The following is a 21179-nucleotide window of genomic DNA, read 5'->3' as shown; positions in this document are numbered from 1 at the left end:
CATTGTCTCAATATAAACCTTATAGACTTACTACAATACAGCTGTTATCATATGAAATATTCTGCTTTTATAAATCCCTTAAGTTGACCTGCCTATATTAGCAGGTCTTTTTTTGAATATTTTATATTTCAGTACACTTATAAATGCTTGCAAGTCTTTTCTCCATTTTATAACCATACTCCACTCACAACAAATGATGATAATAACTAGAAGTAAAATATAAGTTCTAAACATTTATTGAAGGAATTCTTTTTTTCTCAATACATAAAACAAATTTCACTTGTTACAATAAAAGTACTCCAGATGAGTTTTTTGCTCATCAACATTATCTAGTTAATGGGATCTGCTGCGGGAAGCGGATCCCTTTGACTTTATTAAAGACCCACTTTGATTTGGACACATTTACCAGGTTTTTTTAAAAGAATTTTATGATAATATTACGTAGTCGAGTCCGACATCTCGGCAATACCCTTTGTGGCTCTGCAACTTCCCTTGCAGAGCCTCTTTTACTTTATATTCATTTTATTCATATATACCACAATGAAATTCTTCATCATCTTCCACATCAATTTTTGAAATTAATCTAGGACACGTAACTAAAAATAAATTCCCAACATACTTTGAGTTATACATGTTCAAAGGAGTGTTACCGTTTATGTATTCTTATTGGCAATCGTATTACTCCCCCTATCATAACCCTTATGTACACTTTGATACATCTGTACGTAATTACCGAATTAGTAAAAACGAGAACTTTTTAAAAGGTTATATGCGTTCTTTATGGGAACAACATGTTGCTTGGACGAGATTAGCTATTATAAGTATTGTCTTTAATTTACCAGACGTTAACGTTACAGTTGGGCGGCTTCTTCAAAACGCAACACATATGGGACTATCACTTGAACCATTCTATGGTGAGGATGCTGTAAAAAAATATAGTGCATTAATTAAAGACCACTTAGTAATTGCAGCGGATCTTGTTAAAGCCGCAAAAGCTGGTGACCAAAATGCCACTGCCGCTATAGAGAAGAAATGGTACGCTAACGGTGATGAAATTGTGGCGTTTCTTACTAGTATCAACCCGTATATAGAAAAAGAAGCATTCCGAAAAATGTTTTATGAACATTTAGCCTTAACAAAAGCGGAAGCAGTTGCCTTCCTAAATAAAGATTTTGAAGCAAGCGTAAAACTATACGATAAAATTGAAAAGGAAGCATTAGAAATGGCCGACATGATAACAAACGCAATCGTAAAACAATTCCCACAAGTGTTTCAATAACAATAAGCCGATTTGAAAAAACAAATCGGCTTATAAAACTTTCTATCAATGATATTTCATCTCTCCTCTTTACATTTAACGTATATCGATATATTTTATTTATATCCGTTTTTTATAGGAGGAAACAGTTTGATTAACGCAATTGGTCTCGTATTTATACTTACAAATAAACACGAGAAAAAAAAGAAAGTTTATCTAAATGAAAAATTCGCATTAATAGACATTATTGATTCTAAGGAAGTAATTGATGATGAAGGTAACTCGTTAGTAGAACTAACATGTAAATACAGTATATATTTAGATGAAAAATACTACTGTAAATCCCTCGACGATTATACTGGACAAGTATTTCCATTCTTAAGCGCTAAAATAGGAAAAGGACTTCTCAGAAACTTAAATTACTATTTCTCTTACGTTGATGCCTATGATAAAAAACCACCCGTTAAAGAAATAAGACCACTTATGAAACAAGTAACAAACAGATAGTTCTATCCTTCTTCTAAAAGTATGTATCTAGGCATATTTTTAATTAAAAACATTGGAGGATTAAACTGAATGAAATACTCAGAAACGATTGTTAGTAAACGGCTTCGAACACTTAAAATATCTAGTATGTTTATTATGCTAGTTTTAATTGGATGGCTTGGATATACAAAATTTCTTTATGAAAACGGCTTTCTTCAAGAAAAGAAAAATTCAGTTGAAGTAATGAATACTAGTATTACAGGAGAAATTGAACAGAATTTCCATGTGAACTTACAAGGTTATCGTAAAACAAATCTTGACACTATTATAGATACAAGTAAAACCGATCCGAGCGAACTATCATTAATCGAGCTAATTAATACTTCTTGTGCGCGAGATTGCATAGGTGAACCATTAACATATGTGGATGAAAACAATGGATATATCTTTTATACGGAGTCTACCGGAACTAATGTAGCTATACAGATAAAAAAACAAGACACGTGGGAAATTGTAAAAAAATCTGTTCAAGATGGAATTTAAAAGGTTCATACAAAAAAAGAGTACTTTACTTCAAAGTACTCTTTTAAAAATATTACCACTTACGACATTTATCATCATCGTCGTCACGTTTACGATTACGACGGCAATCATCACAATCACAGTCACGTTTACGTCTACAACCACAATCATCACAATCTCTACGTCTACATCTTCCAAACATTAAATCATCCCAAAATCTATTACAATCTCTACGTCTACAACCACAATTATTACACATGAATATGACTCTCCCCTCTATAGCGTTCATCATATTCTATGTTTAAAAACGAAAAAGGCTTGTTTACTAGTCTATTTTAAATGTATTCATTTGGTATAATTTGAATCTATATTACTAATTTATCCCTATACTTCCTTCTGCGCCTCCACTGCCCGCTTCAATCTCTGCAACATATACCCAATTCCTTTACACCCAGCTAATGGGTACGTAATGATTTCTTCTGGATATAATTGTGTCACTACTTTTTTATGCTTCTTGCCTGCAAGTAAAACAATTTCATCAAACTGAAGCAAGTCTTTTTCAATCATCTGTTGTTTTAATTGTTCCATACTAATAATTTCATCGCTCTTTGAATCAAAGGCAAGATCATAGTTTTCTAGTACAATATCATTTGGTCTTAAAAATCCATGCTTCGCCGATAATATAACCCAATTCTCAAAAAACATAATTGCATACGCCTGACATGCTTTTCCGAATGGGCTAATATATACATCTTTTGCCTCCATCGGCCCATAATATGGATAATTATCCCAAATTTTCTTTTTTCCACATGGAATTATGCATAACCTTTTCATCTTTATTTCTTACCTCACTTCTAACTTTTTAAATATAAAAATATAGAATTCTCTTCTTCTTCATACTCAGCTTCTATATCACCAACACCCACTATATTCCAACCATTATTTGTTTCTATCGGCTTTTCATTCATTATAATATGAACTTGTGTCATATTTTTAAAATCTTCTTCAAAAGATGCTAAAACAGGTTGATTTATCATATATGTTTTATTATGTATACGTACACTTAAAAAGGTTTTATGTAACGCTTTATTTTTGTTTAATTTTACATTCATTGGATTAAACGAATTTAATTGTATATTCCCTACAATATACAATTGATATCCTTTTTCCTTATAAAATTGTTTAAATTCCTTGTCTCTTTCGTTTTGAACAAAATAAAGGATTTGCTTCGTTTCTTTGCTTATTGCAAATTCATTATTTAAACTTAAAACAACATTAATATTTTGTTTTAAAAAAGCATATAACGATTTATCACTATTAAAGAAGTTCGTTTTCCATTCAGGATGGATTTCATCTAATAATAAACATAAAAGCATTCCTGAGCTATAGCAGCTCTTCCTAATGTTATAATTAGCATCATATGTATCTAAAATAAGTCTGCTATATTTTCGTAATGTTTCGCTTTCATCATTTATACATACTGCAATGTGGGCGTTCATTTCAACATACCAAGCAGGTCCCTCTATACTTTCAACCATACACTCATAAGTTATAAACTCTTCTTTTATAAAACGAGCTCTTTGTTCTCTTAGTTCAATAAATTGCTTAATATAATTATTTTTCTCAGTTTGTGACTTACAATGCACAGCATTATATAAACAAATTCGTTCTTTATTTCGCAATTCTATATTTTCTTCTGTTATAGGATATTGAAATCCTATAGATTCATTTGGAAATCTACTTTCTTTATTCAAATATTGATAGCAATGAAAAAGTTCATGCACCAAAATCGCAAATAAACTTTCATAATCTTTATATCTATTCATATTAACGATGGCAGTCGGATAATCTTTGAATAGGATAAATGTATCACCCTTAAATTGTTCATCCCGCTTTATAACGGCATACTCACTATCATCTTTCAAAAATAATGGATGATGAAATACATACACATGCTCATCATTATATAATGCAAATGCAGTCCTATTGAAACCAGGCCATAGCGTATTCAATAATTCTATATTTACATCTTTCTTTATTCGATTTAATATATTGTTCATTATATGTAACACCCCTATATCATTCTACATACACCTATTCTATTCCACTTAAAAATAATCCTTTTATTTACATAAATGTTAGAAAAGTATATATCTTTTTTAAAACTATAATGTATTATGTAAATATACATGTGATGATTTTATGAAAGGGAGGTGAACAAATGAAAAATATAATCCCTGCACTAGTACTCTATATTATTGTTTGCATAATCGCTATGATTGCTCCAGCATCTGAAGGTTATAATCATGTTGGCTGGAAATTGTTTGTTGGGCAAGCGTATGCCATACCTATTTTCATCATTGCAGCTATTATTACATTTTATATAAACAGGAAAAAGTCTACGAATAAACAGTTGTAAGGATAGCTAATGCTATCCTTATTTTAATTCATGAATCAGATCAAAAATTACACTTGCAGTACTTTCTATCCTTTCTTCCGAAAAATCAAACGTGACACCTGTTTTTTCATATATTTTTTGTATAGTTAAATTCCAATCTGCACTCGCTCCCTCTTTAAAGAAAGCAATCGCTTTTTCTCGATCTTTCCGATAAACTTGAAACAATTGCATTGCTCCTATTTGTGCAATGGCGTATTCAATTTGATAAAAAGGAAACTGAACATAGTGAAATGACTCTAACCAGCTTGCACCGATTTCATTCTCTAATCCTGTAATATCGACTGATGAATATTGATACCTTTTGCATATTTCAGCGTATTTCTTATCACGTTCTTCTGGTGTATGATTTGGATTTGTATAGAGCCAGTGCTGAAATACATCTCCTGCAATTGACGACATTAACAGAGACAAAGCACGATATAATTGTACGCGCTGCAATTCTTTATATTCATCCTCTTGCTTATAAAAGATATCCAGCTTATCCATTACTAGCAACTCAAGACTAAGGGAATAAAGCTCAGCCACTTCTTCACGAAGATATCTTTCCTGCATGCTACTATCATTGTTAAATTGTCTATAAAAATGAAACGCATGCCCTACTTCATGTATGAGTGCATTAATTGCATAAAATGATGGACTAAAATTAGAATACACAAAAACCTCTTTACTATGAGGCAAGGTAAAACAAGCGGCTCCTGGAGCTTTATTTTCACGTTCTTCTACGTCAATGAATCCAGCTTTCCTTAAATGAATAAATTTCTCATAAAAATATAAATCAGTCTTCCGAAACATTTCTTCCACCCCATCCAATAAATCAACGGTATTTTGAAATGGGGCTTTTGGTAAATTACAAGGCGTTAGATCCCAAGGGCGATACGTTTTTACACCGAGATTCTTTTTAGAAAGACTTCCTAACTGTTTCCAAATTGGTACAACATACTTTTCTATAGATTCATGAAGTTTATAACACTCTTCAATACTATAGTCTCTATTTTTTTGTTTAAAAGCATATTCACTATAATTATTAAATCCTGCATGTAAAGCAATGTCATTCCGTAATTGTACGAGTCCATTCATAATACAATCTATTTCTATTTTCACTGCACTTCTTGCTTCACATAAAGCGTACCAAGCTTTTTCGCGAATAGCTCTATTGGGGTTATCTAGCTTTGCTTTTACGTATGCATACGTCTTTTGCTCACCTTCCCAATTAATAGATATGTTAGACATTATTTCTCTATATTTCGTAATAAGTTCTTGCTCTTTAATGGAGAGAGCAATGTTCTTTTCATTAAACATTTTACTTTTTACTACCCTTGATTTTTTCATAAATCCATATTTCTGCTCATCTAATAAATTAGAAAATGGACACTCTCTAAATTTCTGGTCAAATTTTGCATTGTATCTTTTTAAAAGTGGTTGAATTGTATTTTGATTATACATATGTAAATCACGTATATTTCTGTCATTTGTATCTCTATACATGGCGATTAAACTACTTGTTATCTCCTCTTCTACTTCAGCGTTTACACGCAATTCCTCCAAAAGCCAACGCTCTAATTCTGAAACAGAAGTAATATTTCGCTCTAAAAGTGACTGTAATTTACTTTCTAAATCTTTAAGCATACACAATCCCCCCGTTTTTAATTTTCCGTTTTTTAGAGATAAAAAAGGACAAGTAGCCAATCTGACTACTTGTCCTTTTTTGTTAAACCGTGCTCAATACTATTAAGCTTGGAATGCTTCTGTTAATACTGGTACGATTTGTTTTTTACGAGATACAACACCTTTTAATGTAGCTGTGTTGTTTTCTAGAGATACGTTGTATGCTTTCTCAACAACGTTTGCTGCTTTACCGATCGCAAGACCGACAGAATCGTTAGTTAAGATATCAGTTACAACGAATAAGAATAGGTCTAAACCTTTTTCTTCTACTACTGCAGAGATAACTTTTTCAAGTTCCGCTTGGTGTACTAGAACGTCGTTTGTATCAACAGCGTTTACTTGTGCGATTTCAACTTTCGCATTACCCATTTGGAATTCTTTAGCGTCAAGAGAGATTAATTGCTCCATTGTTTTTCCGCTTAAGTCAGCACCAGCTTTTAACATTTCTAAGCCGTAGCTATCAGCATCTACACCAGCGATTTCCGCTAATTCACGAGCTGCTGCTACGTCTTGCTCTGTGCAAGTTGGAGACTTGAATAGTAAAGAATCTGAAATGATTGCAGATAACATTAAACCTGCAACTTCTTTACGAATTGCAACGCCGTTTTCTTTGTACATTTTGTTTAAGATTGTAGCTGTACAACCAACTGGCTCACAACGGTAGTAAATAGGATCGCTTGTTTCAAAGTTAGCAATACGGTGATGGTCAATAACTTCTAACACACGAACAGATTCGATATCGTTAGCACTTTGTTGACGCTCGTTATGATCAACTAAAATAACGTTGTCCACTTCGCTTGCTACTGTCTCAACAAAACGCGGTCCTTCTACTTTAAAATAGTCTAACGCAAATTGAGTTTCACCGCTGATTTCGCCTAAACGTACAGGCTCAGCATTCATTCCTAATTCTTTTTTCAATTCTGCATATGCAATTGCAGAACAAATTGCATCTGTATCTGGGTTTTTATGCCCGAAAACTAGTACTTTTTCCATGTTTTCCACCTCTTCATGAAAAGGATATCTTAAAGAAGCAAATATGACAATATTTAAAGCATAATTTTTTATAAATAATTGCACTTTCTTCTATATTTTTCATCGTTTTTCGTAAAAAAAGATCATCTAAAATGAATTAGATGATCAAAATGTATATTTTATTTAAAATAGGCTAGGAGCTTGCACTACATGATTTAGCGGAAAATTTGATGCTAAACCGTTATTTACAAGGTTAACATCTATAACTTGATAAAATGCATTCCCAGTGTCTGCAATTTCCCACACAGCTAAAATAAGGTGATACCCATTTCTATCAGTTGGTACGTTTGCTTCATGTGTTACCGAAGTTCCTGGTCTAGCCCCCCCATCATTTTTTACATAAAACGGTACTAAATCTAAATCAGATCTTGTTAAAGGCTTATTTGGATTCCAATCTTTTTTCGTAATATAGTATTTCCATTCTTTCGTACTATGAGGTGCGGTTAATTTCCACTTAAATGTATTCGCGCCGCCGTTTAACGTAACTTTCTTCCACCTATCAACTGTTTGAACGTCTAAAGCAGGGAAATGGCCAGCTCCTGTAATTTGTCCATCAGAAGGTCCTAATAGAGGAAATCCACCTATTCCTTCTACACTTTGCGGTTCATATTGAACTGGACCGCAATTTACATTTACCCCTTGCTTACATAAATAAGAACGGCTCGCTGGTGATTCTACATATCCATGAGCTGAAGCTTTTTCTGCAAAACCGAAAGTTAACAATCCTGTAAGTAATATACCACCACTTAATATAACTTTCTTCGCCTTCTGTAAGCCTTTCGTTTTCATCCCGTCATCCCCTTTCCCATAATAAAGCGAAAATAACTATAGTTGCCTAGTCATCTTCTCTACATTCATTATAAGTCGAGGTACGTAACTAAAAGAACCCTCTAAAAACTTTCTCAAATTCATTGAGTACTTGAAATAAATATTATTGATACATTCAAATAACACCGCTATAAAAATATAGGCGGTGTTAAAAATCAAAGTTTATTATTTTTAGCATAATAGCTTTTTAATCATAACTTATAAAACTTTATAATAAATAACTGTGGCATCCAAATCACCACTCGGAGAAATTGCGTATTCTGGTATTTTTCCAACTTCTTTATAGTCTAATGATTTATACAATCTATTAGAAGGGTCTCCTTCTCTCGTATCTAGCACTATAAGAGACCTATTTTCTTGCTTTGCTCTTTCCTCTGCTTTTTGCATAAGCAAACGTCCAATGCCATTACGTCTGAAGTTTGGATGAGTCATTAACTTACAAATTTCAGCTCTATGAATCCCATTAGGCTTTGTAACTAAATGTAATTGAATACTCCCTGCCACTTCATTATTTATTTTAGCAACATACAAGATCACTTCTGGTGCTAATACAGTTTCCCAATACTTCGCTGATTCTTTTCGTTCCAGTGGAGGTAAAAAACCAATTGACGCCCCATCATCTACAACCATTTTCAAAAGTTTAGAAAGCTCTTCCACATCATCTTCTATTTGCTTAATCTCTTCAATTACTACATTTTGCATTTACTAATCCCCCTTTTGTTTCATTGTACCAATTTTTAAAGAAGGAATAACGGATAACTAAGATGAAATTATTTAAGGTACATTTTTTTGAGAAAGGATACTTATATGAAGTATATATTAGATAGGACATACGCAAGAGAACTTCTCAAGTGGGCATATGAACAAAACCCAGGTCCGTGGTTCGAACATTCATGTAATGTTGCCCTTGCAACTGAAAAGATAGTTGTAGAACTTATTAATAATGGGTACGACCTAGATGCTGACATAGCATATAATGCTGCCCTCCTGCATGATATAGGAAGATATAAAGGGTTTACTAAATCTGTTATTCATTCCTATGATGGTTATATGTATTTGAATAATTTAGGGTATACAGGAAACGCGATTATTTGCGTGACACATTCATTCCCGTGTAAAAATGAGCATTTAGATATAGCAGCGGAGTGGAGTCTCGTTCCTGACCATATGAGAATCCAGTTAGTTGAAATATTGAATGAACATTGTAACTACGATTTATACAATAAAGCAATTACTCTTTGTGATGCTCTTGCTGACGCGGATGGTTTTACTACGCTGGAAAGAAGATTGATTTCCGTTGGTTTACGTCATGGTACAACGTCTCATACATCATTACATTGGAAAGGGTTTTATGCAATTAAGAAAGAATTAGAAGCTTTAATCGGTAAAAGCATATACACAGTTCTTCCTGATGTAGAGAATTCGATTTATGAAGATATAGAATATTAAAGTGAATAAAAATTTAATCTCACATAAAAAACGTTTTAAACTTTATGTTTAAAACGTTTTTTTATTCAATGCTTTTGATTTTTCAGTTCTGTTAAACATTCCTGTACTAAAGTTACCGCTTGACTCATTGCAGCTCCACCAGCAAATGCTGCTGATACACCACACGCTTCCAGAATTTCTTTATCTGAACACCCTTGATCAAGACAACCTTTTGTATGATAAACGGTACAATATTCATCTTGCGTTGCTAGACTAATTCCTAATGCGATAAGTTGTTTTTCCCTTTTTGTTAAAGCGCCCTCTTGAAAACAAGCTTGCGTGAATGCATTATATGTTTCTGCAATTTCAGGAATTTGGTTTGTAAAACTACCGATACCTTCTTTATAATGATGTAGAACGTCATTTACTGAACTATGTTGTTCGTGTTCCATCTTATTATTACCCCCATTCAAATTATGTGTACCTATTGTAGTATGTGATGAAAAGAAGGTAATATACCTCATTAAATAGAATGAATATTCAGTTTATTATAACTACAATTTCAGACTATCATCCACTACTGATTGTTCTTTATAGTTTTTCCTTTCAATCTCTTTACTCCTCTCTTCCCAAAATGTTAAACCTTCAATTCCCACATTTTTAGGATCAAACACTGGATCTTTCCCTTCTTTTTTCTGTGATTCATAATCTTTTAACACTTTTAATGCAATTTTACTTAATAGTAGAATCGCGATTAGATTTAACCATGCCATACTACCAATTCCTAAATCTCCAAGATTCCATAAAAGTGACGCCGATTCTACGCTACCGATGTATACCATAATTAAAAATCCAATTTTTAAAACTGGTTTTAACCAGCTATGTTTAAGCTCACGATCTAAATAAGTAAGTGTCGTTTCAGCGATATAGTAGTAAGCAAGTAAAGTTGTAAACGCGAAGAAGAAGATTGCGAATGAAATAAATATTGGACCAAACCCTGTCATAACAGTTTCAACTGCTTGTTGTGTATAGATTGGACCTGCATCAACATTCCCTATATTCTTTACAATGGCGCTTTTCCCTTCAGGTATAACATTATACATACCTGTTATTAAAATCATAAGAGCTGTCGCTGTACATACAACAATTGTATCGATATATACAGAAAATGCTTGAACTAGCCCTTGTTTTGCAGGATGGGATACTTCAGCAGCAGCGGAGCTATACGTCGCTTCTCCAACACCAGCAACATTTGAAAATACAGCACGCTTTACTCCCCATGCAATTGCTGCACCGACGATTCCGCCAAACATTTCATTTACACCAAAAGCACTAGAGAAAATTAAAGCGAACATACTTGGAATTTCTGTTACATTCGCAATTAATACGATACATGTAACAATTACATAACCTATTGCCATAAATGGAACAAGCATTTGCGAAACGCCCGCAATTCTCTTTACGCCACCAAAAATGATTGATGCTAATAATATAACTAATAATATTCCAGTTATATATTTGCTAATGCCATTAGAGTTTTCAAATCCAACTGCGATACTACTAGACTGAATACCTGGTAATAAAACGCCATATGAAAGTGTTACAACAACCGCTACAATGACTGCAAACCATTTCATTTTCAGGCCTTTTTCAATGAAATATGGTGTACCACCGCGGTATTCGTTTCCGACTTTACTTTTATATATTTGAGATAATGTTGATTCAACAAATGCACTCGCTGCTCCTAAAAGTGCCATTACCCACATCCAAAATACAGCTCCAGGTCCGCCAAAAGCGATAGCTGTCGCCACCCCTGCGATATTACCTATTCCAACCCTACCTGATAAGGCTAAACAAAATGCTTGAAAGGATGAAATTCCCGTCTCCGAGCTCTTCCCTTCAAATAATAGTTTAATCATCTCTTTAAAATAACGAATTTGCAGAAAACGAGTGGCAATTGTAAAATACACACCTGCACCTAATGCAAAAACAACTAACCCAATACTCCATACTTGCCCTACTAACCACTCTACTAATTGCTCCATCCAAATCCCCCTTAACATTCTTTTGAAAACTATTTTATATATAAGAAAACGGACAACTATTATTAAACCTTACAGTTGCCCGTATTTCTCATTATTTCATCCCTCTATTTAATAACAGTTAGACTCTCTATTACTTTATATTTACCCAAACACTTTTCACTTCTGTATAGTTATCAAGTGCATAAGAACCTAACTCACGACCGATACCAGATTGTTTAAAGCCACCAAATGGTGCCGCTGCATTTTCTAAATTATAATCATTAATCCATACTGTTCCTGCCTTTAATTTATTGGCAACTTGATGTCCTGTTTTAATATTTTGTGTCCATACGCCTGCAGCGAGTCCATATGAAGAACGATTTGCTCTTTCGATTACTTCTTCCGTCGAATCAAATGGAAGTACAACGACAACTGGCCCGAAGATTTCTTCCTTAACTATCGTCATATCGTCGGTAACATTTGTGAATACTGTTGGCTGTACAAAATATCCTTTTTCAAATGCCCGTTCACCACCCGCAGCAACAGTAGCTCCTTCTGCTTTTCCTTGTTCAATGTAATGTAACACACGCTCTTGTTGCTTTTTAGATACAAGTGGCCCCATTTCCGTTTCCTTCTCCATACCTGCTCCAAGTTTCACGTTATTCGCCATTTTCACTAATTCATTTACGACTGTTTCGTAATGTTTTCGGTGAACGAACACGCGAGAACCGGCACTACAATTTTGGCCATGATTATACATAATGCCTTGGAATGCACCGTTAATCGCTTCTTCTAAATCAGCGTCTTCTAAAATGATATTTGGTGATTTACCACCAAGTTCTAATGTTACATGTTTAATTGTTTCTGCAGATTGACGCATAATATATTTCCCTGTAACAGTTGAACCTGTGAAGGCTACCTTATCAATATCATGATGGTTTACGATTGCAGCTCCCGCTTCAGGGCCGAAACCTGGCACAAAGTTTACGACACCGTTTGGAAAACCTGCTTCTTTAAAGAGTTTCGCTGTATATAATAACGATAAAGGCGTTTGTTCTGCTGGTTTTAATATAATTGTACAACCTGTTGCTAATGCAGCTCCCATTTTCCAAGAAGACATGACGAGCGGGAAATTCCAAGGGATAATTTGACCTACAACCCCAACAGGTTCATGACGTGTGTAATTTAAGTAATCTTTTGAAATCGGAATTGTTTGCCCGATAATTTTTGTAGCCCATCCCGCATAATAACGATAGTTTTCTGCAGTCGCTGCAATATCATCATCCAGTGCTACTTGATATGGTTTCCCGTTATCTAAAGCTTCTAACTGTGCTAATTCTTCTCCATTCTCTTCAATTAAGTCTGCTAATTTATAAATAAGATGCGCTCTTTCAGCAGTAGTCATTTCTGCCCAAGGTCCTGATTCAAATGCAGATCTTGCTGCTTTTACTGCGACATCAACATCCTCTTCTTGCGCTTCACTCACGACAGCCAGAACATCTTCTGTTGCTGGATTGTATGTCTCAAATGTCTTTCCGCTAATGGAAGGGACAAATTCACCATTAATAAACATTTTAATTTCTTCATTTAAAAACGCTTTCACTTTTGGTCTCAGCTCAATGTTTGTCGTTAACATATATGATCTCCTCCTTATTTAAACAGCTGCATGAGCTGCAATTTTTGAAATAATCATTTGAAGTTTTTGATCTTCTTCTTCAGTTAGTCCGAGTCTCGGATAACGAGAAGGTCCCCCGGCTTGCCCGTGTAATTCCATTGAGCGTTTAACGATTTGTACATATTTCCCAGACCCTTCAAGAAACTCACAAAGTGGTAAAATCGCATCGTTTATTTCCCAAGCTTTTTCTAATTCACCATTTTGAAAATGCTCATACATTTTCGTAACAAGTCCCGGTACGATATTTCCTGCCACTGAAACCCATCCCGTCGCACCAACTAAATAAGATTCCATAACTAAATCTTCAGATCCACAGAATACTTGAAAAGCACCTTCACCTTGTCGTACTAAATCTCTAGCTTTTCGAATATCTCCGCTTGATTCTTTAATATGTGTAACATTTTCACATTCTTTTCCAATACGTAGCATGAGCTCTGTACTCATATCAACACCAGATGTAAACGGGTTATTGTATAACATAATTGGTATATTTACAGCGTTTGAGATTTCTTTAAAGTGAAAATAAATTTCCTCTTCTTTCGGTTTACAATAGTATGAGTTTATAATTAATACACAATCTGCTCCATTCGCTTCTGCATGTTTCGTATATTCAATCGTCTCTTTCGTCGTTTCTGCTGCAGTTCCAACAATAACTGGGATACGCCCATCAACTTCTTTTAATACTGTTTCTACCATTTTAAATCGTTCTTCTTTTGATAAACTAACAAACTCTCCTGTACTTCCATTAATAATAATCCCAGCTACTTTTTGCTCAATAAAGTAGTTTATGTTTTGTTTTACACCGTTCCAATTAATTTCTTGAAACTCATCCATCGGTGTGATTAATACTGGAAATGCCCCTTTAATGTTTTTCATATTTATCTCTCCTTTTACCTTTTTATTTTAATAAAAATCCTGTCGGAAACGGATCTGTAGGGTCTAATAGGAACGTCTGCATCCCTGTAATAAATCCTCTACTTTCAAATCGAAAAATGTAGCCTTGTTCTTCTTTCTTCACTTGTTCCACTGTTATAAAGCTATTAAAAATACTTTCATTTTTAAAAGGTTTATCCGCTATATAATCATTTTTAAATAATGTATGAACAAAGGACACAATAGTAGAGACAAACCCTGGCGAACGTACGATAAAGTTATCTTCATGAAATGTAATCGACTTTATATGGTTCTTTTCTTTTTGCGTGGAATCTACTAAAATAAGTCTTTTTATAAGTGACTGTTTTTGTATAGCTTGAAGTGTAGCTTCTCCCCATTTTTTCAATTCTGAAATGCTTTCAATACGAATTTCTGGCGAATACGCACCTTTTTCTACAACTGCGTATACTTTATCTGCCTGTATGAGAGAGTAACTTATATTACCAACTTGTAAATTTTTCTCAATCATATAACATAGTTTACTTTCAAACGAAACAGATACAACTTCATCATTCTCTACATACGCATAGACTGAGAATATGCCAGATAACGTTTCGATTGTGTATTGATTCGTCTCTCTCTTTTTTAAATACCCGCTTTCTAGTAACATCGTTATGACTGCGACAATACCTCCGTAATGAAGAGGAATTGATCCTTCATGATTAAAAAATATTACAGCTGCATCGACTTCCGTATGAATAGAAGGAACGACGATACATCCATTTAAACCGATAAAACCACGCGGTTCATTTAATAAAAGCTTCATTTCTTCTGCTAATTCACCTGAAAATTGTTCGTTTAATTGCTCTAAATTGTAGTAGAACTTGCATGGTACATCTTTTATTACACGAAATGCCTCGCCATTTACGTGTACGTCTACTGCTGTATACATTTTTTGAATGTTCATTTTACATCCTCCGTTTCATGTTCCATCGGCGGAATTAGCAAAAAGCCTTCTTTCAGTGGGTCCTTTTCATTGTAAAAAAATCTATGCATCCCCATAAGCCAAGCTGAACCTGTAATTTTCGTTACGACAGCTTCAATATTTTCTACAAATGTCGTATTTATGACGCATCCTTTAAATAAAGAACCAACGATACTCTCATGAATAAACTCTTCATCCATTTTAATTTTTTGATTTGCGTATAATACAGCTAACTTCGCTGATGTTCCTGTACCACATGGAGAGCGATCAATTCCTCCTGGCGGAACAACAACTGTATTTTTTACATGCGCACTTTCATGAGTAGGATTTGTATAAAATTCAACATGTGTTAATCCCCTAATAAACGAATACTGTGGATGAATGATTTCAAATTCCTCATTTATGATATTTCTAATATGAATTGCCTTATCGATGATTGTAGATGCGTTTTCTGGTACTAGCTCTAAATCTACTGATTTCGCATCAATAATGGCATAAAAATTCCCTCCATACGCAATATCGGCCTCTACGGTTCCAATCCCTTCGACTTGTACAGTGATATGTTTCAGTAAAAAAGCTGGTATGTTACAGAAGGAAACTTCTTTTGCTTTTCCATCTTGAACAAAGATATCTACTTCAACTAAGCCGGCTGGCGTATCTAACTTTAACGAAGTAATCGGTTCAACTACCCGAATTAAACCTGATTCAATTAAAGCTGTACATACACCAATTGTATCGTGACCACACATTGGTAAATATCCACCAGTTTCTATGTAAATAACACCAATATCTGCTTCAGGATGACATGGATCTGTTAATAGTGCTCCTGACATTACATCATGACCACGCGGTTCATTCATTAACAATTTGCGAATCCAGTCATACTCCTTTTTCATATGTAACATCTTCTCTGCCATCGTCTCTCCAATTAATTTTGGAAGTCCGCTTATCAATGTCCTCGTTGGATTCCCGCCCGTATGTGTATCAATTGTCGTAAAGACTCTTTGTGACCTCATCCGTTTAACACCCTTTCTGTAAAACGACTCAAACGAAGTGGTTCAATAGGAATGATTGTTTCTTTTTCATTTAATAACTCTTCAATTACTTTTCCAGTAACCGCTGCAAGGCTAATGCCGTCCCCTTCATGCCCCGCTGCTATAAAGTAGTTCGGGATATGTTCCACGCGTGAAATGATTGGCAAATGGTCTTCTGTCCACGGGCGTAATCCAGCGTATGAACGAATCACCATCATATCCGCCATTTTCGGATAAAAACGAATTGCTCTGTTTGCAATACATTTAATAACCTCGTTGTTTATCTTCGTATGAAAACCTACAAACTCTCTACTACTACCAATTAAAAAATTTTGGCTTTCTGTCGGCTCAAACACAAGAGCTACCCCATATTTCTCAGTTAAAGCATCCACTTTTCGTTTTCCGCCAAATTTAGAAATTAAATAACCAAATTCCATTACTTTACGGCAACCAACGTGTTGTTGCCTTGAAGCTACTATAATATGCCCTTTTCTCGGTTCAATTGGGATATTTACATCCAACATTTCTCCGATTTTCGGAGCCCACACACCAGCTGCGTTCACCACTTGCTTCGCACTAAACGTCCCGTTAGTCGTTTCTACAATAAAGGAACCATCTGTATCTCTTTTCATTTCTTTTACTTCCGTATGATTAAAAGCTTTCGTACCAAATTTCTTCGATTCTGCAAGTAGTGAAAAAGCAAGGAGATATGGATTTACAGTCGAATCCGTTGCGCATTCTAAACCACCTAATAAATCGTCCGCAAAAAATGGCGATTCCTCTCTTATATCTTGCCTATCAAGCATTCGGAACGGTAAACCAACTTCTTTTTGACGATTCACCCATTGCTGCGCTGCTTCCATTTCTTCGTCTGACTCACATACGAGAATACTTCCTGGCGCCCTATATTCAAATGAGTGCTCTAACTCTTCACTTAAATCAGTAACTAATTTTTGACTTACTAACGACATTTGACTATCAAACCCTGGGTCTTTATCAATAGCCAAAATATTCCCGTCACACCGTGAAGACGTCCCACTGACAAATTCTCCTTTTTCAATGATTGTTACGTCTCTTCCGTATTTTGATGTGTAATAAGCGATAGAACAGCCTATAATACCACCGCCTATTATTAAAACGTCACAGTGCCTCACGTAGCAGCCCTCCCTTCTTTTTAATCCCTCACTTTCTTTTATGCAATTGACGTGCCAACTGTACATATATACACTTTTTATAAATAATATTTTTATTTGTAAAAATATTTTAAATTCATCGTAAATAGGTGTATTATTTTTTTATCACTGTCAAAATTTTTATACATAACAGGAGGACAATATGGCATTCTCATTTCCGACAATAAAAGAATTCCTAAAAACTTTATCCATTGATCATACATACAGCTTGCAACATATTAAGCAAATTAATGAAAAGTATTATTACCGCCCTTCTACTACAGAAGAATATAACTGTGTAGTTATATATGAAAATGACTCATTCACCGCTTTAATTAACGCGTTTTCCAATGAAATAGTCGTTATCATAATGAACGAAAATAAAGAGCCTATATGCTGTATAACGACTCAGCAGATCATTCCGTTTCTAGTTAAGTCGTACTATGAACTACAATCTTTTTATAACGCCGTTATACAAACAACGGATTCTTCTGTTACAGTCATCGATGATAAAGAACATGTTCGTACTTGGACAGATGGCGCCGAAAAAATTTTTTCAGTCAATCATAATGAAATTATTGGACAACCTATCACTCGTTTTTTTGACTATAAAGATTTGGAAATTTTGCAATCATTACATGACGGAAAAAGCATAATCGCTCAGTTCCATCAGCCTCGTCCAGATTTGTTCGTATTAATAAATTCAAACCCAGTGTATTGTAACGATGAAATTATAGGAGCGGTCGTTTCAGAAACGGATGTTACAAATCAAGTTGCTTTAAATGAAAAACTATTCAATATGTCACATGAAATGCACCGATTAGAACAAGAAGTCGCAAAATACAAAGATGAATCAGATCCTTTCCTTGCGATGAATGGAAAAAGCCCTGTTATACAAAGAACAATACAATTAGCTAGAAAGGTTTGCTCGGTGAAATCAACTGTTTTAATACTCGGAGAAAGTGGTGTTGGAAAAGAAGTATTTGCAAAAGCGATACATGAAGCTAGTGAGACAGCTAAGGCACCTTTCATTTCAATTAACTGCGGCGCCATTCCAGAAGCGTTATTTGAAAGTGAATTATTCGGGTATGAACGTGGAGCATTTTCTGGTGCAAATAGCAAAGGTAAGAAAGGTAAAATAGAGCTCGCGCAAGGCGGTACATTATTCCTAGATGAAATAGGAGAAATGCCACTCGATATGCAAGTAAAGCTTTTGCGTGTACTACAAGAACGAAAGTATTACCGTGTTGGTGGAGAAAAAGAGATTCATATTAATTTCCGCATTATCGCTGCTACAAATCGAGATTTACAAGAGGAAATGAGAAAAGGCACGTTCCGAGAAGATTTGTACTATCGCCTAAATGTAGTTAGTTTGCATATTCCACCGCTGCGCGAAAGACGCGAGGATATTATTGAATTAACCTATTCTTTCTTAAACGATTTTTCAATCAACTATAACAGACCAATTCGTGACTTACCTTCAAGTATTATGCATGAACTGCTTCATTACAATTGGCCAGGTAATATTCGCGAACTTCGTAACGTTGTTGAAAGACTTGTCGTATTTGCGACTGACGGTATTATAAAACAAGAATATTTACCTTTCCATACAACTGAAACGTTAGACAATCATACGGCTCATTCCCTATTACTCAGCAACAATCATACAATCCTCTCCTTACAAGAAGAGATGGATGAACATGAGAAAAAAGTAATCGAGAGGGCTTTACGTATTTTAAATGGGAATAAATTAGAGTGCGCGAAACAACTCGGTGTTACGAGAGCCACTTTATATAACCGTTTAAAAAAGCTTGGGTTACAATAACCGTTTCCTCCTTTATATTGGCATAGTTTTTGCATAATAATTTGTGCAAACCGATCTAGAGGAGGAATTCATATGACGAATAAAGATCACTTAATTGTTTGTCGATGTGAAGAAGTTACATACGGTCAACTTCAATCGACAATTGCTGAATATAAATGCTCGGCAAGAGAATTAAAACTAAGAACACGTGCTGGCATGGGATTTTGCGGTGGCCGCACATGTAGAATGATGATAGATCGAATGATTGAAAGTGCAAATCCTGGCGTAACTACTAATGAAATCCCATTAAAATATCAACCACCTGTGCGCGCAATTACCTTTGGAGCGGTAGGTGAAAATCAATGAATAGAATTACCCATCACCCTGTTTTAGGGACTTTAAATAATAGTAAGCCTATCACTTTCCAATTTAACGGGCAACAATATGAAGCATATGAACATGAAACGATTGCGGCCGCTTTACTCGCAAACGGAATAAGAAATTTAAGAGTGCATGAAGATAGTGGGACGCCGCGAGGTATTTACTGTAATATTGGACATTGTTCTGAATGCCGCGTCACAGTAAATAATCAATCGAACGTACGAGCATGCTTAACTGTTGTAGAAAAAGATATGATTGTTGACAGCGAAAAACAGCATCCAAATATCGTGAGAGAGATGGTGAAGAAGCGATGAACGATGTCATTATTATCGGTGCTGGACCAGCAGGTTTATCAGCCTCCATCTCTTGCGCTCGATTTGGGTTGAATGTACTTGTTATTGATGAATTCATAAAGCCTGGCGGAAGATTGCTCGGTCAATTACATCAAGAACCTACTGGAGAATGGTGGAACGGGATAGAAGAATCAAAACGTCTTCATGAAGAAGCACAATCACTTTCAGTTGATATTCGATGTGGCATTTCCGTCTATAATTTAGATAAAGATGAAAGTTCTTGGTTCGTACATACGAATATCGGTACGTTAGAAGCACCTTTCGTTTTACTTGCTACTGGAGCCGCTGAGTACTCTATCCCCCTTCCTGGTTGGACACTTCCAGGTGTCATGTCAATCGGAGCAGCCCAAGTAATGACAAATGTACATCGCGTTCAAGTTGGGCGAAAAGGAGTAATTATTGGTGCTAACATTTTGTCATTCGCTATTTTAAATGAATTACAATTAGCGGGTATTAAAGTGGAACATATCGTACTTCCTGAAAAAAGTGAATTAAGTCAACAGGCTGGTGAACCAGAAGAAGTTTTAAACTCTCTATTACATGCTGCACACCTTGCCCCGTCACCTTTATTACGTATAGGTAGTCGATTGATGAAATATAATTGGGCGAAACAAGCTGGATTAAACTTCTACCCAAATAACGGTATGAAAATAAATGGCACACCTCTTCACCTCCGAAAAGCAGCTCTTGAAATTATCGGTACAGATCAAGTTGAAGGTGTACGTGTTGCTAATATTGATACAAAAGGAAACATCATAACTGGATCGGAACAAATATATGAGGCAGACTTCGTTTGTATTGCTGGTGGCTTATACCCTCTTGCTGAGTTAGCTGCTGTAGCTGGCTGTCCTTTCCGTTACATTCCGGAATTAGGCGGACATGTTCCACTGCATTCCGAAACAATGGAAACCCCTCTTCCCGGTTTATTCGTAGCCGGCAATATAACTGGCATTGAAAGTGGGAAAATCGCAATGGCACAAGGAACTGTTGCTGGATATTCAATCGTAAAACAAGCAAATACAAAATCTCATTCGGTTGAAAAACACTTGCAACAAGCGATCCAACATGTACATACCGTACGACAAGAAGCTGCCATTCAATTTAACCCGATGGTTGATGTCGGTAGACGGAAAATGAATGAAATTTGGCGTGATTATTCCCTGGCATATGCACATACTAAAAAGAACTGTTGAGATTACTC

At 35.1% G+C, this 21179-nt stretch carries 23 protein-coding genes; 9 read left to right on the top strand and 14 right to left on the bottom strand.

All coding sequences use genetic code 11. From position 1 onward, the window contains the following. Positions 1 to 655: 655 nt before the first annotated feature. The 3 genes from AABL52_RS13320 (at position 656) to AABL52_RS13310 (ending at position 2287) form a co-directional block, all read left to right on the top strand. A complete protein-coding gene (locus AABL52_RS13320) occupies positions 656 to 1279 on the top strand; it encodes a hypothetical protein (protein WP_000287708.1) in 624 nt (207 codons plus the stop codon). 129 nt (positions 1280 to 1408) lie between these two features. After that, positions 1409 to 1765 carry a hypothetical protein gene (locus tag AABL52_RS13315; protein ID WP_000606238.1) on the top strand — a complete coding sequence of 119 codons (357 nt, stop codon included), beginning with the start codon at positions 1409 to 1411 and terminating at the stop codon, positions 1763 to 1765. A 69-nt stretch (positions 1766 to 1834) separates the two neighbouring features. After that, positions 1835 to 2287, top strand: a complete 453-nt coding sequence (locus tag AABL52_RS13310) for a hypothetical protein (protein WP_341519630.1) — start codon at positions 1835 to 1837, stop codon at positions 2285 to 2287. Between the two features lie 52 nt (positions 2288 to 2339). Here the strand turns inward: AABL52_RS13310 and AABL52_RS13305 are convergent, their stop codons facing one another. From AABL52_RS13305 to AABL52_RS13295, 3 genes are all read right to left on the bottom strand, one after another. Beyond that, positions 2340 to 2525 (bottom strand): hypothetical protein, encoded by a 186-nt coding sequence (locus tag AABL52_RS13305; protein WP_002085081.1) that lies wholly within the window; start codon positions 2523 to 2525, stop codon positions 2340 to 2342. A 125-nt stretch (positions 2526 to 2650) separates the two neighbouring features. Then, positions 2651 to 3100 (bottom strand): DUF6884 domain-containing protein, encoded by a 450-nt coding sequence (locus AABL52_RS13300; protein WP_341519629.1) that lies wholly within the window; start codon positions 3098 to 3100, stop codon positions 2651 to 2653. A 20-nt stretch (positions 3101 to 3120) separates the two neighbouring features. Then, positions 3121 to 4326 carry a peptide ABC transporter permease gene (locus AABL52_RS13295; protein WP_341519628.1) on the bottom strand — a complete coding sequence of 402 codons (1206 nt, stop codon included), beginning with the start codon at positions 4324 to 4326 and terminating at the stop codon, positions 3121 to 3123. A gap of 161 nt (positions 4327 to 4487) precedes the next feature. Between AABL52_RS13295 and AABL52_RS13290 the strand changes: the two genes are divergently transcribed. Continuing rightward, on the top strand, positions 4488 to 4685 hold the full coding sequence (locus AABL52_RS13290; RefSeq protein ID WP_000789490.1) for a DUF4017 family protein: 198 nt from the start codon (positions 4488 to 4490) through the stop codon (positions 4683 to 4685). Positions 4686 to 4703: 18 nt separating this feature from the next. Here the strand turns inward: AABL52_RS13290 and AABL52_RS13285 are convergent, their stop codons facing one another. The 4 genes from AABL52_RS13285 to AABL52_RS13270 all read right to left on the bottom strand — a co-directional run bounded on the left by AABL52_RS13285 (position 4704) and on the right by AABL52_RS13270 (position 8951). Further along, complete coding sequence (locus tag AABL52_RS13285) at positions 4704 to 6350, bottom strand: M3 family oligoendopeptidase (protein WP_341519627.1); 1647 nt, start codon at positions 6348 to 6350, stop codon at positions 4704 to 4706. A 102-nt stretch (positions 6351 to 6452) separates the two neighbouring features. Further along, entirely contained in the window at positions 6453 to 7382 is a 930-nt protein-coding gene (ppaC, locus tag AABL52_RS13280; RefSeq protein WP_073515323.1) for a manganese-dependent inorganic pyrophosphatase, read from the bottom strand. A 162-nt stretch (positions 7383 to 7544) separates the two neighbouring features. Continuing rightward, positions 7545 to 8210, bottom strand: a complete 666-nt coding sequence (locus AABL52_RS13275; protein WP_097844766.1) for a lytic polysaccharide monooxygenase — start codon at positions 8208 to 8210, stop codon at positions 7545 to 7547. A 237-nt stretch (positions 8211 to 8447) separates the two neighbouring features. Further along, positions 8448 to 8951: a GNAT family N-acetyltransferase gene (locus tag AABL52_RS13270; protein WP_341519626.1), complete on the bottom strand. Its 504-nt coding sequence runs from the start codon at positions 8949 to 8951 to the stop codon at positions 8448 to 8450. 105 nt (positions 8952 to 9056) lie between these two features. Between AABL52_RS13270 and AABL52_RS13265 the strand changes: the two genes are divergently transcribed. Continuing rightward, on the top strand, positions 9057 to 9698 hold the full coding sequence (locus AABL52_RS13265) for an HD domain-containing protein (protein ID WP_341519625.1): 642 nt from the start codon (positions 9057 to 9059) through the stop codon (positions 9696 to 9698). A 65-nt stretch (positions 9699 to 9763) separates the two neighbouring features. Here the strand turns inward: AABL52_RS13265 and AABL52_RS13260 are convergent, their stop codons facing one another. From AABL52_RS13260 to AABL52_RS13230, 7 genes are all read right to left on the bottom strand, one after another. Continuing rightward, positions 9764 to 10201 (bottom strand): carboxymuconolactone decarboxylase, encoded by a 438-nt coding sequence (locus tag AABL52_RS13260; protein WP_131706423.1) that lies wholly within the window; start codon positions 10199 to 10201, stop codon positions 9764 to 9766. A gap of 30 nt (positions 10202 to 10231) precedes the next feature. Beyond that, a complete protein-coding gene (locus AABL52_RS13255; RefSeq protein WP_341519624.1) occupies positions 10232 to 11722 on the bottom strand; it encodes an alanine/glycine:cation symporter family protein in 1491 nt (496 codons plus the stop codon). Positions 11723 to 11852: 130 nt separating this feature from the next. After that, positions 11853 to 13337: an aldehyde dehydrogenase family protein gene (locus tag AABL52_RS13250; RefSeq protein ID WP_341519623.1), complete on the bottom strand. Its 1485-nt coding sequence runs from the start codon at positions 13335 to 13337 to the stop codon at positions 11853 to 11855. An 18-nt stretch (positions 13338 to 13355) separates the two neighbouring features. Further along, complete coding sequence (gene dapA, locus AABL52_RS13245; RefSeq protein WP_341519622.1) at positions 13356 to 14252, bottom strand: 4-hydroxy-tetrahydrodipicolinate synthase; 897 nt, start codon at positions 14250 to 14252, stop codon at positions 13356 to 13358. A gap of 22 nt (positions 14253 to 14274) precedes the next feature. Continuing rightward, positions 14275 to 15216, bottom strand: coding sequence for a proline racemase family protein (locus tag AABL52_RS13240; protein ID WP_001025537.1), 942 nt, complete (start codon positions 15214 to 15216; stop codon positions 14275 to 14277). Then, positions 15213 to 16250 carry a proline racemase family protein gene (locus AABL52_RS13235; RefSeq protein ID WP_341519621.1) on the bottom strand — a complete coding sequence of 346 codons (1038 nt, stop codon included), beginning with the start codon at positions 16248 to 16250 and terminating at the stop codon, positions 15213 to 15215. Before AABL52_RS13235 ends, AABL52_RS13240 begins: the two co-directional genes overlap by 4 nt. Further along, positions 16247 to 17422 carry an NAD(P)/FAD-dependent oxidoreductase gene (locus tag AABL52_RS13230; protein WP_340420250.1) on the bottom strand — a complete coding sequence of 392 codons (1176 nt, stop codon included), beginning with the start codon at positions 17420 to 17422 and terminating at the stop codon, positions 16247 to 16249. Before AABL52_RS13230 ends, AABL52_RS13235 begins: the two co-directional genes overlap by 4 nt. 181 nt (positions 17423 to 17603) lie before the next feature. Between AABL52_RS13230 and AABL52_RS13225 the strand changes: the two genes are divergently transcribed. The 4 genes from AABL52_RS13225 to AABL52_RS13210 all read left to right on the top strand — a co-directional run bounded on the left by AABL52_RS13225 (position 17604) and on the right by AABL52_RS13210 (position 21171). Next, positions 17604 to 19265 (top strand): sigma-54 interaction domain-containing protein, encoded by a 1662-nt coding sequence (locus tag AABL52_RS13225; RefSeq protein WP_341519620.1) that lies wholly within the window; start codon positions 17604 to 17606, stop codon positions 19263 to 19265. A 72-nt stretch (positions 19266 to 19337) separates the two neighbouring features. After that, positions 19338 to 19610 carry a (2Fe-2S)-binding protein gene (locus AABL52_RS13220; protein WP_341519619.1) on the top strand — a complete coding sequence of 91 codons (273 nt, stop codon included), beginning with the start codon at positions 19338 to 19340 and terminating at the stop codon, positions 19608 to 19610. Next, positions 19607 to 19939, top strand: a complete 333-nt coding sequence (locus tag AABL52_RS13215; RefSeq protein WP_341519618.1) for a (2Fe-2S)-binding protein — start codon at positions 19607 to 19609, stop codon at positions 19937 to 19939. Before AABL52_RS13220 ends, AABL52_RS13215 begins: the two co-directional genes overlap by 4 nt. Beyond that, positions 19936 to 21171: an NAD(P)/FAD-dependent oxidoreductase gene (locus AABL52_RS13210; protein WP_341519617.1), complete on the top strand. Its 1236-nt coding sequence runs from the start codon at positions 19936 to 19938 to the stop codon at positions 21169 to 21171. Before AABL52_RS13215 ends, AABL52_RS13210 begins: the two co-directional genes overlap by 4 nt. Positions 21172 to 21179: the final 8 nt, after the last annotated feature.

The organism is Bacillus paramobilis, assembly GCF_038096195.1.
Lineage (GTDB): Bacteria > Bacillota > Bacilli > Bacillales > Bacillaceae_G > Bacillus_A > Bacillus_A mobilis.
Note: the sequence above shows the minus strand (reverse complement) of the source record. Positions and strands in the feature narration are given on the sequence as shown.